Origin of the sequence: Herbaspirillum sp. YR522 (assembly GCF_000282575.1) — a bacterium.
In the GTDB taxonomy this organism is placed as follows: Bacteria; Pseudomonadota; Gammaproteobacteria; order Burkholderiales; family Burkholderiaceae_D; genus Herbaspirillum.
Map to the genome: position 1 here is coordinate 1 of NZ_AKJA01000044.1, position 16,293 is coordinate 16,293.

The following is a 16,293-nucleotide window of genomic DNA, read 5'->3' on the forward strand; positions in this document are numbered from 1 at the left end:
GGCTGCCGCCGCCAGTCCGATCAACAGCGTCGCGCGCGCGCCGTGGACGATCATGGCGGCGATATCCCGGCCCATCGCGTCCGTACCCAGGGGATAGGCCGGATTGCTCAGGGGCCAGGTCTCGGGCGCGGCGACGATGCGCAGCGCATTGCCGGGGTACAGCAAGCCTGCCGCCAGCGCCATGGCAATCACGGCCAGCAGCAGCGACGCACCCAGCAACGCGCCCCGGTGGCGGGCAAAGCGGCCGATGAAATGATCGGGGCGCGCAGACCGGTCGACCGGGGTCGCGATCCCAGTGGAGGATGAAGTCATGTCAATGGCCCTTGATACGTGGATCCAGGCGGGTATAAAGAAGATCGACGGCGATATTGGCCAGGATCACCACCAGCGAGCTGAGCACCAGGATGCCCAGCACCACCGGATAGTTGCGGCTCATCACGCTGTCGAACAGCACGGCGCCGATCCCCGGCCAGCTGAACACCGCCTCGACCACGATGCTGCCGCGCAGCACAGCCCCCAGTTGCAGGCCGAACAGCGTCACCACCGGCAGCAACGCATTGCGCGCCATGTGATGCAGCACCACCGTGTGGCGCTTCAAGCCCTTGGCGTGGGCGGTGCGTACGTGATCCATGCGACTCACCTCCAGCATCGAGGCGCGCATCACGCGTGCATAGTTGGCGCTGTAGAACAGCCCCAGCGTCAGCGCCGGCAGCACCAGGTGATGGGCGATATCGAGCGCCTGGGACCAGAAGCCATCGTCGAGACCGATGGTGACCATGCCGCCGACCGGAAACCAGCCCAGCTTCACGCAGAACAGGATGATCAGCATGATCCCAAGCCAGAAGCTGGGCGCGGCAAAGCACAGCACGGCCAACACCGACACGGCGGTGTCCCACCAGGTATTGACCTTGAGCGCCGAGACGATGCCGGCGGCCGAGCCGACCAGCACCGCGATGACCAGTGCCGCCAGCATCAGCAACAGGGTCGCCGGCAGATGTGCCAGCAACACATCGATGACCGGCAGGTTGTGGCGATACGAATAGCCCAGGTCCAGCCGTGCCACCGACCCGATGTACTTGAGCAGCTGCATGGCTGGCGGCTGGTCCATGCCATAGGTCACGCGCAGGCGCTCGATCATGGCCGGATCGGTCACCTGCTGCTCGGCCGTCATCACATCCAGGAAGGTACCGGGCACCATCTGGATCAACGTGAAGTTCAGTACCACCACGCCAAGCAGCAGCGGGATCGCCTGCACCAGGCGCCGCAGGATAAGCGAAAGCATGTGCGGTCCTCAACTGTCGAGCCAGGCGTCGTCCAGCGCTTCGCCCTGGGCATTGGCGCCGGTGGTGGCATTGCGCACCTTCCTGTTGGCCAGCGTGAAGGCCTGGATCTCCACCAGTGGCACGATGGGCACGTCGGTCGAGGCCAACCGGGCGAAATCGGCCGCCAGTTTCTTGCGCGCCCGCGGATCGGTCTCGACCATCAGGCGCGTCACCAGCGCATCCATTTCCCGGCTGGAGTAACCGGTGGCGTTGCGGAACGCGGCGCCCTTGACGATGCCATCGGTGGTGAAGAACTGGGTAACGATGGGTACCGGTTCCAGCGGCGCGGTGAAGTTGGAAATGGCGATGTCGTAGTCGTAGTCGCCGTAGATCCGCTTGAGGGCGGTGGCGCGGTCGACCGAGTCGAGCTTGACGCCGATGCCGATGTCTTCCAGCGCCTGCTTGAGGTATTGGCCCAGCTTGGCGTTCTCCTCGAACCAGGCCGCCGCCACCAGGTTGACCGTGAAGCGCCTGCCATCCTTGAGCGGCAGGCCGGCCGCATCCAGCAGCGCGCCCGCCTTCTTCGGATCGAACGGGTAGCGCGGCACGTCCTCGGTGAAGAATTGCGTGTTGCTGCTGAAGATGGGCGAGATGGCCGGCTTGCCTCGGCCGTAGTAGATGGTGTCGACGATGAACTGGCGATTGATCGCATACAGGATCGCCTGGCGCACCTCGCGCCGCTTGACGTGTTCGCGGCGCTGGTTGAATTCCAACGTCGAGGTCCAGGCGGAGTTTTCATAACCGCGGGTGTCGAGCACCACCTTGCCAGTCTTGAGCAGGCGATCGATATCGCGCGCCGGCACCGGGCTCGAATAGGCGACCGACAACTCGCCCGTTTCCAGCGCCGCCGCGCGCGAGGCGGGGTCGCCCCACCAGCGGATGATCAGCTTGTCGAGATAGGGACGGCCAGGGCGCCAGTAGTTCTGGTTGCGCGCATATTGCACATGGCTGCCGCGCACCCACTGGCCGTACTTCCAGGGCCCGGTGCCCACCGGGGTGTTGTTGAGCGGGTTGGTGATCAGGTCCCGGCCTTCATAGAGGTGGCGCGGCACCACCAGCTGGTACTGCCCGGCCAGGATGGACTTGAGGAAGAACTCCGGCGTGGGCTGGTCGAAGTGCAGCACCACCGTATGTGCGTCGCTGGCCTCGACCCGACTCAGGCTCTTGAGGGCGACACCGGCCGAGATCGGTTTCCAGTGATGGATGAAGTTGAATACCACGTCCTTGGCATCGAAGTCGGCGCCGTCATGCCACTTGACGCCCTGGCGCAACTTGATCGTGTATTGCCTGAAGTCGGCCGATGGCGTGATCGACTCTGCCAGCACCGGCTGGAACTCGAGCTTTTCATCGAGCTTGAGCAGCCTTTCCAGGATCTTGGTCGAGGTCTGGAACGGGCTCGATCCACCGCCGCCAGGCACGAACAGCGCCTGCGGTTCGAGGCCGCCCCAGCTGGCCACCAGCGTGCCACCACGCCGTGGCGCGGCAGCCTGTGCGCCCTGTGCGGCCTGTGCTGCCAGCGGCGACCAGGCATAGCTGGCCGCGAGCACCGCGCCGCAAGCGCTGTGAAGAAGAAAATGTCGACGTGACGGTACCTGCTTGCTCATGATGCGTCCCTTCAGACTGGTAGCGTGGAGTAGGTGGCACGACCGATGGCCACCAGCACCCCTTGGTCGTTGAACAGGTCGACGTCGGCGGTGCCGACCGACTTGCCGGCGCGGCGCACGATGGCCACCGCCAGCAGGTCGGTATCGATCGCCGGGCGCAGATAGTCCACGCGGAAATTGATGGTGGGCAGGCCGCGTCCCAGCTGCATGCCGACCGCAAAGTCGCCCACCGTGTCGATGATGGCGGCCAGCGGCCCGCCGTGCCATTGACGGCTTTGTGCCCCGCGCTCGAACTCGGCGCGAAAGGGCGCGGCCACGGTGAGCCGGGCACGTTCGTGGTCCACCTCGCGCACCTGCAGCGCCAATGACGCGATGAACGGCGAACGGTCGAAATACGCCTGGATGGCGGCCGCGTCGAGGCGGCCTGGATTCGCTATGCTCATGCGCCCACCAACACCTTGCCGAACACATTGCGTGCCTCGATCGAGGCCAGTGCCTGCGCGCCTTCATCGAGTGGCCACTGGCGATCGATCAGCACCTTCAGTTGCCCGCCCTGGACCAGTTCCAGCAAGCGATGCAGGTCGTCGCGCTCCCAGCCGTTGGAACCCAGGACCTGCAGCTCGAAGGTCCAGATGAAGCGCAGGTCCTCCTTCGGGTCGAAGCCGGCGGTGGCGCCACAGGTAAGCACCCGCCCGCCGACGCGCAGGCAACGCAGCGACTTGACCCAGGTATCGCCGCCGGTGAAGTTGACCACCACATCGACGCCGCCCGGCGGCCCGTTGCGGCGACGCCCCGGCTTGCCGTAGCGGCTGTAGATCGCCTTGACGAAGTCTTCTTCGTTGTAGAGGATGACGTCGTCCGCGCCCAGCGCGCGCAGGCGCTCGGCCTTCTCCGCCGAGCCGGCCGCGGCGATCACGGTGGCGCCGGCCAGCTTGGCCAATTGCACCGCACCGACCCCGACGCCGCCGCTGGCACCCAGGATCAGGACCTTCTCGCCGGCCTTGATGCGTCCGATGGTTTCGATCATGCGCAGTGCCGTGCCGTAGGCCACCGGCAGGGCCGCGGCCTCGGCAAAGCCGACCTGCTCCGGCAGCCGGATCAGTTGATGGGCGCCGACGCGGCACAGCTCGGCCAGTCCGCCGTGGATGGTCTCGCCCACCAGCCCGCCGTTGACGCGGTCGATGGGGTCCACCAATACCCGGTCACCGGTCTTCCAGTGCTTGACGTTGGCGCCGACCTCGGCGATCTCGCCGGCCACGTCCAGGCCGATGATGATGGGAAAGTCGAGGCGGATGCCGGGCATGCCGCGGCGGGTGAACACATCGTGGTAGTTCAGCGATGATGCGCGCACGCGCACCACCACGTCATCGGGGCCGGCCTTGGGATCGGGGAAATCGTTATCCAGCGTCAACTTGTCGTTGCCGCCGTGTTCATGCAGGACGATTGCTTTCATGGTCTCTTCGGTCAATGGTTACCAGGCGCCCAGGCCGTGCAGCGCCTGGTCTGTGATCTGTACGCCGTGGTCGATCACGGACTGGCGCCAGACGCCGGAATAGGGGACGAAGGCATCGATCAGGTCGAGCCGCAGGTTGTGCTCGCGCGTGGCATCCGGATTCTTCGTCGAGTGAAAACGCAGCCACTGGTCCAGTCGCAGCGCCTGGCGCATGTGCTGTCCGCGGGTACCGAACTCGACCACGGCGCCGGCGATCCTGCGTCCCGGCAGGAAGCTCTCCACGCCGCGAAACACCAGGCCCTGGTAGTTCGGTCGTGCCAGGCCATGCGGGCGCTGGTCCAGCACCCGCTCGCTGCCCCACCAGGCGGCGGCCTGCCGCTGCTCCTGGCTGCCTTCCTGGTTGAAGCACAGGAAGAACGGCTCGCCATACTCGCCAATGCCGGTGTGCCAGTCGATCAGCGCCACCTTCTCGCTATGGGCCAGGTGATCGCCCAGGATCGCTTCGAGCGTCAGGTTGGACCATTCGCGCTGCTGGCCGCCGTAGACCAGCCCGTCAGGATGACTGTACTGGCCGCTGGCGGTGGCGTTGAAGGTGGCGTCGTCGCCATGGATGCTACGGAATGCATCGATGGCCCGGCGCACGGCATCCTGGCCGGCGTCGGTCCATTCGGCCGGCAGCAGGTGCGGGTGCAACGCATCGTAGGATGCGTTGGCAGGCGGCTGCCGGCTGAAGTCGATGAAATTGCGATTGAGGTCGACGTTGTTTTCGGTGGTACGGGTCTGATATGCCCACCCATAGGGGTTGATCGCATGCACCAGCACTACGTTGGTGTCGGCCGGCAGGGCGGCCGCTCCCGCGCTGGCCAGCCAGGCGATCTGTGCGGCCGATCCGGCAGCGCCTTCCAGGCCGTGTGTGCCACTGATCAACAGCAGCGTGCGCGCGGCTTTTTCAGGACCCAGGCGAGCCACGTCCACGCTCAGCGTCTGGCCGTCGGGCCCTGGCTGGTGCGGATGGACATAGCGCTGCAGCACGCCGCCGACGGCCTGTGCCTGTGCCGTGAAGCGGGCGCGGCCATCGGCATAGTCGCGCCCGAAGACCTGCCAGCTTTCGAGGTGCCGGCTCATGGCTGGTCCTCCTGCACGAATACCTGCAGGGCGCCGGCGCTGTGCGCGGGGTCGACCACGATCTCGTGTCCGGTATCCCGGAACGGCACCGCATTGGCGCCCAGCACCTTGCGCGTGGTGGCGATGTCGCGCACTTCGATGATGGAACCGGCGAACCAGACGTCGCCCAGCGCGGCTGGCAGCTTCACGCCTGGATAGCGCGCCGAGAAGGCCGCCGGCGTCAGGAACCGCACCCGCAGCGAGTCGCGGCGCAACTGCCAGCCATCATCGTGCGCGGCGCCGACCGAGATGGCGCCGAATGCCTGCCGGTACCGGTCGCGCAGGCCGTTCGGGGCGGGGTGCACCACCACCAGGGTCTTGATGCGACGCGCCGTATTGGGGTGGTCCTGCCATTCGGGACGAAACACCAGGTGGCGCGTCTGGTGCCCACAGGTAAAGTAGTCCGGCACGCCGAACGCGCCCTGCGGAAAATTCAGGTTCAGCCATGCCGCATCTTCGGCGCCCTGCGCCAGGTGGACCGGACGGCCACCGCTGACCAGTGCCTCGGTCTGGATGTCGACGCTGGCCAGTTCGCGCTGGACGGCGGCGCTGTCGGTGGTCTGCAAGGCAACTGCTACTGGGCCCTCATAGTGATCGGGATAATGTTTGAAGCGCGAGGTCGCCCGCAGTTCTGCCGGAAAGTACAGCAACTCGAGGTAATTGGCATCCAGCACCAGCGTCTGGTTGCGGGTGCCGGTGTGATGGCGCCCTTGCGGCGCGAGGGAAAAACCGAGTTTCTGGTATTGCTGGGTGGCAGACTCCAGATCGTTGACGCGGATGATGTAATGATCCAGTCCGGTCACGGATGGCAGCGACATCTGATGCTCCTTGCACATTGGGGAGGTGCAAGGTTGCATGCGAATCCGGCATCGGGAAACGAAGCATTTCGAATATTTATATGAGCCCACGGCCGCCGCGCCGGCGCCGAAAGCGAGCCGGCTGTGATCAGCTCAGCGATGCAGTTGCAGCACGGGCGATGCCGCCAACAGGGTTTGCGTGCATGCGTACCGGCGTGAAGCTACGGCTCGGCCGGCGCCGCCTGTCCGTCTCGCACGACTTCTCGGCGCTGGGCCATGTCGCCGATCACATCTTGTCATGAAGCGCGACGAGATCAGTGATCCGGCAGCTCACCGGGTGCAGCAACGCATAATGCGCAGGCCAGGCGCTGAGCGTGTTGCGGGAGGCTGCAATCGGGCCTGTGCTGTGACGCCCAGGGTTACACCCGCGTGGCCAGCGCCGGTCGTGCCTGGCGAGCAAATCCCAGTGGCTCGTGTTGCGTCGGCGCCGCCAGGCCGACGGCGCTTGCATCCCTGAGCGCGAATACGCTCACCAGCTGCGCCAGCACTTTGGCTTCGTCCTTCATCGAGGTGGCCGCAGCGGCGATTTCTTCGACCAGGGCTGCGTTCTTTTGCGTGACATCGTCGATCAGGTTGATCGAGTCGCTGATCTGCACGATGCCGGAGGCCTGTTCCTGGCTGGAGGAACTGATGGTTTCAATCACCTTCACCACCTGGCCGACGCTATCGACCACCTCGAGGATGGTCTGGCCGGCCTGGTCGACCAGGGTCGTGCCGGCGCCCACGCGACCGACCGAATCGGTGATCAGCGCCTTGATTTCCTTGGCCGCGCCCGCAGAGCGTTGCGCCAGGCTGCGCACCTCGGAGGCGACCACCGCAAAGCCGCGCCCCTGTTCGCCAGCCCTGGCCGCTTCCACCGCCGCGTTCAAGGCCAGGATATTGGTCTGGAAGGCAATGCCGTCGATCACGCCGATGATATTGGCGATCTCGCGCGAAGAGGTATTGATGGCGGCCATCGTCTCGACCACCCGTTCGACCACCTGGCCGCCGCGCGCGGCCACTTCGCTGGCGGCACCGGCGTTGTGGCTGGCCCGCGTGGCGTTCTCGGCGTTGACCTTGATGGTGCCGGCGATCTGCTCGGTGGCGGCGGCGGTTTCTTCCAGCGACGAGGCTTGCTGCTCGGTGCGGATGGAAAGATCCATGTTGCCGGCGGCAATCTCGGAGGACGCCAGCGCGATGCGTTCGATGCTCTTGCGGATATCCGTCACCAATGCGTTCAGGCCCTGGTTCATCAGGCGCAGCGCACTCATCAACTGCCCCACTTCATCGCGTGAGCGCACCTCGATGTCGGCGCCCAGGTCGCCCTTGGCCACGCGCTCGGCCAGCACCACGGCATCGGCCAGTGGGCGCACGATGGAGCGGGTCAGCACCTGCGCTATCGCCGCGCCGATCAATACGGCGGCCGCCACCAGCGCCAGCAGGATGTTGCGGCTGCGTTGCGCGGTACGTTCGATATCGGCGTTGATGGTATCGATCTGCTGGCGCTGGGCAGTCAGCATTTCCTGCATCAGGGCCAGGAACTGGCGCGATACCGGAAGATATTCCTGCTCCAGTATCTGCATGGCTTGCTCGGAGTTGCCGCTCGCCTTCAATTGCGAGACCCGGTCGCGCACGTTGAGATATTTCTTTCGTTGTTCGCCGATGCGGGCAAACAATTGCTTCTCGTCGTCGCTCTCGAGCAGCTCACCGATATTCTTCTGCAGCACGTCCGACCCGCTTGGGCCGGCGCTCTTGGGCGTGGCCAGAAACGCTGCCAGCGAGGTGTCGCTGCTCTTGGCAATGGCCGTGGTGCGCATTACCCCCGATTCGATGGCCCGGTACCAGTCGCTGCTCAGGCGTTCCTTGGTCAAGGGCTTGTTCATCATGGCAGCCGAGGCGGCGCTGAGATTCTGGAGATTCCAGATCGCGATGCCTGCGGTGGTGCAGGACAGAACGAGGATGATGCCCATGCCGACCCGTAGCCGGTTGCCGATCTTGAAGTTTGCGAACACGCTTATCCCCGCTCAATGATGCGATTGTCACCGCCGACGAGAGGTTTCCCGTCGGAAATTGATTGATTGAAATGGTTTGCTGTGCGATACGATGTATCGGCAGGAGTGATTATACGTGTCGCAGCAAGACGCCGGCAACAGCGTCGGGCCTGACTTTGCGGGCGACGACGGGATTGTTGTTCAGCTGGTACAGAGCACCGGCGCGGCAAATTCCGGCGCAGGACAGCTGCCGTCGCGAAGTGGTTGTGAGGATTTCGCTGGCATTGACCAATACTCACTAGGCTTGCCTGTGCGCCAACTGATATCAAATAGCGCATTGCCTCGGCGATCTAATTCATTGGCACGTCGTCGGGACGGGTGGTGCAGACGATGGAAGGCATCACCGAGAGCTCGCGCCGCATCGCCGATATCATCAGCGTGATCGATGGCATCGCGTTCCAGACCAATATCCTCGCGCTCAATGCCGCCGTCGAAGCCGCACGCGCCGGCGAGCAGGGTCGCGGCTTTGCCGTGGTGGCTTCCGAGGTGCGCTCGCTGGCGCAACGTTCGGCCGCCGCCGCCAAGGAGATCAAGGCGCTGATCGACGACTCGGTGGAGAAGGTCGGCGCCGGCAGCGAACTGGTCGAACGTGCCGGCGCGACCATGACCGAGGTGGTGGCCAGCGTCAAGCGCGTGACCGACATCGTGGTCGAGATCAGGGCAGCGACCCATGAACAGAACGCTGGCCTGGGCGAGATCAACCTGGCCATTACCCAGGTGGACGAGACTACCCGGCAAAATGCCGCCCTGGTCGAGCAGGCCGCCGCTGCGGCCGATGCGCGCAAGGGGCAGGCCGGTAACCTGGCCGTGGTGGTCGGCAGGTTCAAGCTGGATTAGACGGCGCCGGCGCGGGCGCCGACTGCCTGCTCCCGGCCCCGCCACCGTCACCGCGTCAGTACTTCCAGTTGATCGCCAGGCTGCCGTTGATCGGTGGTGCGTAGTAACCCGATCCCTGCTTGACGCTGTAGAAATACTTCTTGTTGAACACATTGTTCAGGTTCAACGACACGCTCAGGTTCTTGCTGATCTCATAGCTCGACATCAGGTTGAGCACCGAATAGCCGCCCTGGTACGCAGTGTTGAGGGCATCGGAACTGGTCCTGCCCTGGTACAGCAGGCTGGCACCGAGCTTGACCCGTTCCAGCTGCGGCACGCGGTAGGTGGTCGACAGGCGCAACTGCCGGCGCGGCACGAAGCTCCGTACCGACACGCCATTGTCGTCGGTGATACGCATGGCCATCACACCCAGTGCGGCTTGCCAGTTGCGTGCCAGTTCTCCGCTCAGGTTGAATTCGGCACCTTCGGAGCGGGCGTCGATGCCCTTGTAGTAATAGGAGAAGTCGGCGAACGCCCCGGCGTAGTCGGCCAGGCCGGTCTGCTTGACGCGAAATACCGAGGCCGAGGTATTGAGGCGGCGTTCGAAGAACTCACCCTTGAGGCCGAGTTCGACACTGTCACCCTTGGCCGCGGCCAGCGTGGCGTGGTCGACGTCGACCTGGTATTGCGGATTGAAGATCTTGCTGTAGTTGGCGAAGGCCGAGATGTTGCGGTTCAGGTCGACCACCAGCCCGGCATAGGGCGACACCGCCGACTGGCTCAATACATGCGCATCGCTCTCGGCGTAACCGCTGGAATCGGCCTGGGTATAGTTGGCGCCCAGCAGCAGCTTGACGCGTTCGTGCAGGTTCAGGCGGGTGGCGGCGTAGACCGTCTTGCGCGTATCCGAATATGCCTGGGTGGTCATGTCGCCGTTGTAGACCGGGACCGGAAAGGCGCCGCCGAAGGCCTGCGCCAACGGGATGTCGTAGTAATAGCCGCCAGCACCGGAGTCCGAGTTGCGGCTGAGCTGGGTCTGCCTGGAACGCGACCAGGCCAGGCCGACATTGAGGTCATGCTCGCGACCGAACAGGGTGAATCTGCCGCCCACATTGCTATCGACGAAGCTGCGCTTGTTGCTGCTGGTGGTGGTCGACGGAAAGCCCAGCAGGCCGGTGCCATTGGCGGCGTCGTAGCTGCCGGCCACATAGAACAGCGAGCTGTCGCTATCGATCACATCGTAGTTCAGCGAAGTCTTCCATTGCCAGTCGTCGCCCAGCTTCTGGTTCAACTCGGCAAAACTGCGTTGCTCCTTGGTGTCGTAATAGGCCCAGTCGGCCGAGGTGCTGGCGCCCACGCCGTACTGCGCCCGGCTGGCATCGGCATTGCTCAGTGGCAGCGCGCCCCACATCGCGCCCTTCGAATGGTTCTTCTGGTAGCTGTAGCCCAGCGTGGCCACGGTCGAACTGCCCAGGTCGGCCTGCACCACGCCGTAGATCAGGTCCTTGGTGGGCTGGTAGCGGTCGAGATAGGAATTGCCTTCCTGGTGCGCCGCCACCAGGCGCCCCGATACGGTACCGGCCTGGTTCAAGGGCGTCGAGATGTCGGCGTCGAGGCGTCTGGTGTTCCACGAACTCAAGGTCACGCCGGCCGATGCCTGCAATACCGGCGTCGGGCGCTTGCGCACGAAGTTGATGGTGGCCGACGGATTGCCGGTCGATGCCCCCAGCCCGTTGGCGCCGGACAGCACTTCGACACGGTCGAACAAGGCGGTATCGAGGTCGCCCGCCTGGGCGCTGTAGGTCAGCGGCACGCCCACGCCGTCGAACATGAAGTTGGTTACGTCGAAACCGCGCGCGCTGAAGTAGGTGCGGTCGGTCTCGGACTTGTCCACGGTCACGCCGGCGGTATTGAGCAGCACGTCATTGACCGTATTGAGCTTGAAGTCATCCATCTTGGCGCGCGTGGTCACCGTGATGCTTTGCGGCGTTTCGCGCGGCGACAGCGAGATCCGGGTGGCGCCACTGCTTTCGCGCACCGTGTAGGTATCGGACCCTTCGGTCACGGCCGGCACCTGGCCGGCCGATACGGTCACGGTGGGCAGGCTGGCCTGGCTGTCAGCCGTGTTGGCGGGCTGCGCCGACGTGCTCTGGGCGGTTGCAGGAACGGCGGAAAGAACCGCGCAGGCGGCCGAGATGGCGGTCACCAGTGCGCGGGGTGGGGGAAGCAGGCGGGGATGCATGGCGTTCGATTCCTTCAGTGTGGGTGATCTGAGGGGAGGTAACGCGAGGCATCCGAAAGTGATCATCCGGCGCACAAGATGAACGGCACCGCGGGGTGCCGGTCGCACGAGGTGCCAGCCGGGAGCTTGCTGTCGGCCTGTCGGTGCGACGAGAGGCCGGCTTGTCCGGTTCAGGAAAACATCTTGCCGACGATATTGGCACCCACGTGCAGGATCATGGCGATCGGCGATTCGTAGTCGAAGGCACCGTCGAAGATGCTGCCGGCGCGGGCGGCGGTAGCGAACAGGGTCAAGGCGATGGCGGCGGTAGTGGTGGTGATGATGCGCATGATGTTCTCCTGTTGGTCAGTTCCGGGTTGTCCGATCCGCTGTGTCGTTTCGGTATGGGTGTATCTTGATCGCGGCCGGTTACCGTTCGATGTCAGCGACGATGCCGATTATTTCAGTTGAAACAGGCAGGCGTCGGTGGCGCAGGATGCAGCGTCATGCGGTGGCCAGGGGCGCAGTGGGCTTGCCGTCGGCCACCGCTTGCCGTGACCTTGAATATTGTCCGGGTGGCATCCCGGCGTGGCGCGTGAAGGCGACGGTGAAGGTGCTGGCCGAACTGTAGCCGACCTGTGCCGCCACTTCGGCGATGGCCTGGCCACGTGCCAGGCGATTGCTGGCCAGCGCCATGCGCCACGACAGCAGGTATTGCATGGGCGTCACTCCCAGGGCGGCGCTGAATCGTTCGAAGAAGGCCGAGCGTGACAGCGCCGATTCCTTGGCCATCAACGCTACCGTCCATGGTTCTTGCGGGCGTTCGTGGATGCGCCGGATCGCGTGGGCCAGGCGGCTGTCGGCAAGTGCGCGCAATAGCCCGGGCGACCTCACCGCATTGCTCGACGAGCGCAGCGCCTCGATCAGCATCACTTCCAACAGGCGCTCCAGCACCACTTCCCGCGCTGCCCGATGCGCGCGCGATTCATCGATGACCAGTTGCACCAGCGAAGACAGGCGCTGGTCGCCCCGGATATGGACCAGGCTGGGCAGCAGCGTCAGCAGCAAGGCCGAATCGGGCGAGCCGAGGTGACAGAAGCCGACCAGCGTTCGCACGTCGGCATCGACCCCCAGCAGGCCATTGCGGTGCTCGCCGTTCTCCAGCACCGCCGGCGCCGACTGCCATTGCGCATCGTCCGGCGGCTCGAAACTGGTTGCCGAAAAGCGGGCCATGGAGGGAATCAGCAGGAAGTCGCCCGCCTCGACGAGCAACGGCGTGCCATCGATCGTATAGCGCATCTTTCCATCCAGCACCACGCAACAGCACAAGGGCGCATCGTCGAGTTCGCCGCGCACTCCCCAGCGACCGGCGCCGGTGACGATCTTGGAATGCGCCATCTTGGGCTGCAGCAGCGCGACAACGGAACTGAGCGGATCGATCATGGCCGGACTATCTCAAACAAAATTAAGACTTTTGATTGTAGATGGTTTGGATGAAGGGGGCTATCGTTGGGTCTCACACGTTGAAAGGACGCTCATGAAAACCATATTGATCACTGGCTGCTCTTCCGGATTCGGTCTGGAAACCGCCAAGTACTTCCTGGCCCGCGACTGGAAGGTCATTGCCGCCATGCGCACCCCGCGCGCCGATGTCTTGCCGAAGTCCCCGCAGCTGACGATCGTGCAACTGGACGTCACCGATGCCGACAGCATCCGGCAGGCGCTCGACCAGGCCGGGCCGGTGGATGTGCTGGTCAACAATGCCGGCGTGGGCATGCTGGGCCCGTTCGAAAGCACCGCGATGGAGTCCGTGCGCGAGGTATTCGAGACCAACACCTTCGGTACCATGGCGATGACGCAGGCGCTGCTGCCGCAGTTTCGGGCCCGCAGGTCAGGCATGGTCATCAACGTGGCGTCAACGGTGACCCTGAAAGCCTTGCCGCTGCTCCCGGTCTATACGGCCAGCAAGGCAGCCATCGTCGCCTTTAGCGCATCCCTGGCGCTGGAACTCGACCAGTTCAATATCCGGGTGGGCGTGGTGCTGCCCGGCATGGCACCGGAAACCGCCTTTGCCAGCAACGCCCATGCGCGCGTGGCACAGGCCTTTCCCGAGGACTATGCGGGCATCATGAACACGGTGCTATCCGGATTCCAGGACTACCAGGGGCCCGTGACCCATGCCACCGATGTCGCCGAGGTGATCTGGCAAGCGGTGCAGGACGACACGACCGCGTTTCGCATCCCTGCGGGGGCCGATGCGGTCCAGTGGTTCGACCAGAGCAACGGGCGCTGAACGGCCCCTTCGATGGCGTTGCTCGAATGCAAAACCGGCCTTCGAGAGGCCGGTTTTTTCATGCCATCAAGAACGCTCAGCGCGCAGCCTCGGATTCGTGGAACGACTCTTCGAGGTCGTACAGGGACTCGATGGCGGCGATCAGCAGGCCGATGTGATGGCGACGGTAGATCAGTTTCTTCTTCAGGCGATTGTTCATGTTTTCTCCAACGACCAGCACCATGCTGGTTCTTGCACGGTCAAGGCCGCGTCGAGCGCGGCCGGGATTGAGGTTCAGCAGGCGTGATTGTAGTGCCAAACTTCCCTGCACTCCATTGACAAAGTAATAAGGCGGTCGACGGCCACGCCGACGAACGCCTGCCCCGCCGGCGCTAGAGGACTTCCTCGCTGCGCTGCCGGGCTTCTTCCCGCGCATCTTCCATCAGGCGTCTTGTATCGACCTTGCCGCGCAGCAGCGCCGCATGTACTTCAGGGTTGATCGGAGCGACGGTCATCAGCTCCTTGAGGTTGGCCGTACTTTCGTTGTAACGCTGATGCATAGCTACTCCAGATCGAAAGAGATATACCCTTGTACCACGGATGAGCGGTTTGCACTGATATACAAGCGCCTCCGATGCCTCCAAGGGTAGCAAGCGCGTGCTTCATCAGTGTGACGACACATAGATGGCGTCGGCCAACGGCGCGGGAAGGGTGAAGCTGGCGCGCATGCGCTTGGCCTCGGCCGCCGGCGTGGCACCGAACAAGCGCCTGAACTCCCGGCTGAACTGCGACGCGCTGGTGTAACCCACGGCAACGCCGGCCGCCTCCGCCGTCATGCCCTGTCGCACCATCAGCAGGCGCGCCTGGTGCAGCCGCGTCGATTTCACATACTGCATCGGCGAGGCCTGGGTGATGGCCTTGAAGTTGGCATAGAAACTGGGTTCGCTCATGCCGGCCTCGCCAGCCAGGCGGGTGACGTCGAGCGGCTGCGCATAGCTGGCGTGGATCAGCCGCAGGGCGCGCGCGACCTTGCCGAACTGGCCACGCATTGCCAGTGCCTGTCGCAAGGGGCCACCCTGGGCGCCGGTCAGCACGCGAAAATAGATTTCCCGCAATAGAGCCTGCCCCAGGATGGCGGCCTCGAGCGGGTGCCGCATCGCCTGCAGAAAGCGCAATACCGAACTCTGCATCGCTTCATCCATGCGCGTGGACATCATGCTGCGCGGCGCCTCGATCGGCTGCCGCGGCGCCTGCCGGTCGATCTGCCCGGTCACCTCGGCGGCCAGGGTGAAGTCCAGATGCAGGTAGAGCGCCAGCAACGGTCGCTCGGGCGAGGCCTCGGTTTCCATGTCGAATGGAACCGGCACCGATACGGCCAGGTAGTGATGTTCGTCGTACAGGTAGAGCTGGTCGCCGAAGAAACCACGCTTGCGCCCCTGGCACACGATGACGATCCCCGGATCGTAGAGGACCGGGGTGCGTGCCAGCGCGCGGTCTGAACGCAGGATGCGCACGCTGGGCACTGCAGTCAGGTTATAGCCTTCCTCGGGCGCCAGCGCAGCGAGCAGGGCCACGATGCGCTGTTGGGTCTGGTCATCTTCGTTGATCATAGGTTTAGGCAATAATCGTAGGCGAATTCGCATTAGATCTTCTGGTTGTGATCGCTATTATGCATATCCCGATTCGATTCAGGAGAAGCAACGTGGCACACCGAAAGATTATTTTCATCACTGGCGTAAGCAGCGGCTTTGGCCGCGCCCTGGCGCAGGAAGCATTGGCGGCCGGGGATACGGTAGTGGGCACCGTCAGAAGCGAACAGGCCCGGCAGGACTTCGCGTCCTTGGCGGCCGATCATGCCCACGCCTGGGTGCTCGACGTCACCGACTTCGATGCCATCGAAGGCGTCGTCGCCGAAGTCGAAGCGCAGGTGGGGCCGATCGATGTACTGGTCAACAACGCCGGCTACGGTCACGAGGGCGTGCTGGAAGAATCCGCGCTGGCAGAGATGCGCCGGCAGTTCGACGTCAATGTGTTCGGTGCCGTGGCCATGACGCGGGCGGTACTGCCCTTCATGCGCGGCCGTCGCCGCGGCCATATCATCAATATCACCTCCATGGGAGGGCATGCCACGATGCCCGGGATCGCCTATTACTGCGGCAGCAAGTTCGCCCTGGAGGGCATTTCCGAGGCGCTGGGCAAGGAACTCAAGCCCTTGGGCATCGACGTTACCGCCGTGGCGCCCGGGTCCTTCCGTACCGACTGGGCGGGCCGGTCGATGGTGCGCACCCCGAGGTCGATTGCCGACTACGATCCGATCTTCGATGCGCTACGGGCGGCACGCCAGGCAAAGAGCGGCAAGCAACTGGGCGACCCGGTCAAGGCCGCGCGCGCGATCCTGGCGGTGTTGGCCGCAGCCCATCCCCCCGCGCATCTTCTCCTGGGCAGCGATGCACTCGATCTGGTGCGCCAGAAATGGTCGGCGTTCGAGCACGAGATGCGGACCTGGGAGGCGGTCACGCTATCGACGGATGGTTGAAGGTTCGCCCGTGCAGGC

General features: G+C 64.4%; 15 protein-coding genes and 2 pseudogenes. 3 read left to right on the forward strand and 14 right to left on the reverse strand.

The window, feature by feature from the left end:
• The 8 genes and pseudogenes from PMI40_RS22910 to PMI40_RS07615 form a co-directional block, all read right to left on the reverse strand.
• Nucleotides 1-312 (reverse strand): annotated as a pseudogene (locus PMI40_RS22910) (ABC transporter permease); the annotation flags it as partial.
• A gap of 1 nt (nt 313) precedes the next feature.
• Nucleotides 314-1,282, reverse strand: coding sequence for an ABC transporter permease (locus PMI40_RS07585; protein WP_008113767.1), 969 nt, complete (start codon nt 1,280-1,282; stop codon nt 314-316).
• 9 nt (nt 1,283-1,291) lie between these two features.
• Nucleotides 1,292-2,926 carry an ABC transporter substrate-binding protein gene (locus PMI40_RS07590; RefSeq protein ID WP_008113769.1) on the reverse strand — a complete coding sequence of 545 codons (1,635 nt, stop codon included), beginning with the start codon at nt 2,924-2,926 and terminating at the stop codon, nt 1,292-1,294.
• An 11-nt stretch (nt 2,927-2,937) separates the two neighbouring features.
• Nucleotides 2,938-3,369, reverse strand: a complete 432-nt coding sequence (locus tag PMI40_RS07595; RefSeq protein ID WP_008113770.1) for a PaaI family thioesterase — start codon at nt 3,367-3,369, stop codon at nt 2,938-2,940.
• Entirely contained in the window at nt 3,366-4,379 is a 1,014-nt protein-coding gene (locus PMI40_RS07600) for a zinc-binding dehydrogenase (protein WP_008113771.1), read from the reverse strand. Before PMI40_RS07600 ends, PMI40_RS07595 begins: the two co-directional genes overlap by 4 nt.
• 18 nt (nt 4,380-4,397) lie before the next feature.
• Entirely contained in the window at nt 4,398-5,504 is a 1,107-nt protein-coding gene (locus PMI40_RS07605; RefSeq protein WP_008113773.1) for a M14 family metallopeptidase, read from the reverse strand.
• Complete coding sequence (locus PMI40_RS07610; protein WP_008113774.1) at nt 5,501-6,361, reverse strand: VOC family protein; 861 nt, start codon at nt 6,359-6,361, stop codon at nt 5,501-5,503. The genes PMI40_RS07605 and PMI40_RS07610 overlap by 4 nt, the downstream gene beginning before the upstream one ends.
• A gap of 398 nt (nt 6,362-6,759) precedes the next feature.
• Nucleotides 6,760-8,391, reverse strand: coding sequence for a methyl-accepting chemotaxis protein (locus PMI40_RS07615; protein WP_008113778.1), 1,632 nt, complete (start codon nt 8,389-8,391; stop codon nt 6,760-6,762).
• Nucleotides 8,392-8,730: 339 nt separating this feature from the next.
• Between PMI40_RS07615 and PMI40_RS07620 the strand changes: the two are divergent.
• Nucleotides 8,731-9,267, forward strand: a pseudogene (locus PMI40_RS07620) (methyl-accepting chemotaxis protein); the annotation flags it as partial.
• Between the two features lie 55 nt (nt 9,268-9,322).
• Here the strand turns inward: PMI40_RS07620 and PMI40_RS07625 are convergent.
• The 3 genes from PMI40_RS07625 to PMI40_RS07630 all read right to left on the reverse strand — a co-directional run bounded on the left by PMI40_RS07625 (nt 9,323) and on the right by PMI40_RS07630 (nt 12,910).
• Nucleotides 9,323-11,488 (reverse strand): TonB-dependent siderophore receptor, encoded by a 2,166-nt coding sequence (locus PMI40_RS07625; RefSeq protein WP_008113783.1) that lies wholly within the window; start codon nt 11,486-11,488, stop codon nt 9,323-9,325.
• A gap of 170 nt (nt 11,489-11,658) precedes the next feature.
• Nucleotides 11,659-11,817 carry a hypothetical protein gene (locus PMI40_RS24245; RefSeq protein ID WP_008113785.1) on the reverse strand — a complete coding sequence of 53 codons (159 nt, stop codon included), beginning with the start codon at nt 11,815-11,817 and terminating at the stop codon, nt 11,659-11,661.
• Nucleotides 11,818-11,971: 154 nt separating this feature from the next.
• Nucleotides 11,972-12,910, reverse strand: a complete 939-nt coding sequence (locus PMI40_RS07630; RefSeq protein ID WP_008113786.1) for an AraC family transcriptional regulator — start codon at nt 12,908-12,910, stop codon at nt 11,972-11,974.
• Between the two features lie 94 nt (nt 12,911-13,004).
• On the opposite strand from PMI40_RS07630, the gene PMI40_RS07635 reads away from it, so the two are divergent.
• Nucleotides 13,005-13,760, forward strand: coding sequence for an SDR family oxidoreductase (locus PMI40_RS07635; RefSeq protein WP_008113788.1), 756 nt, complete (start codon nt 13,005-13,007; stop codon nt 13,758-13,760).
• A gap of 76 nt (nt 13,761-13,836) precedes the next feature.
• On the opposite strand, the gene PMI40_RS24515 is transcribed toward PMI40_RS07635, so the two are convergent.
• The 3 genes from PMI40_RS24515 to PMI40_RS07640 all read right to left on the reverse strand — a co-directional run bounded on the left by PMI40_RS24515 (nt 13,837) and on the right by PMI40_RS07640 (nt 15,349).
• Nucleotides 13,837-13,959 (reverse strand): hypothetical protein, encoded by a 123-nt coding sequence (locus PMI40_RS24515; RefSeq protein ID WP_008113790.1) that lies wholly within the window; start codon nt 13,957-13,959, stop codon nt 13,837-13,839.
• Between the two features lie 172 nt (nt 13,960-14,131).
• Nucleotides 14,132-14,299: a hypothetical protein gene (locus tag PMI40_RS24250; RefSeq protein WP_008113792.1), complete on the reverse strand. Its 168-nt coding sequence runs from the start codon at nt 14,297-14,299 to the stop codon at nt 14,132-14,134.
• 105 nt (nt 14,300-14,404) lie between these two features.
• A complete protein-coding gene (locus PMI40_RS07640) occupies nt 14,405-15,349 on the reverse strand; it encodes an AraC family transcriptional regulator (RefSeq protein ID WP_008113795.1) in 945 nt (314 codons plus the stop codon).
• A 59-nt stretch (nt 15,350-15,408) separates the two neighbouring features.
• Here PMI40_RS07640 and PMI40_RS07645 point away from each other — a divergent pair, with 59 nt between their 5' ends.
• Nucleotides 15,409-16,275 carry an oxidoreductase gene (locus PMI40_RS07645; protein ID WP_369770726.1) on the forward strand — a complete coding sequence of 289 codons (867 nt, stop codon included), beginning with the start codon at nt 15,409-15,411 and terminating at the stop codon, nt 16,273-16,275.
• Nucleotides 16,276-16,293: the final 18 nt, after the last annotated feature.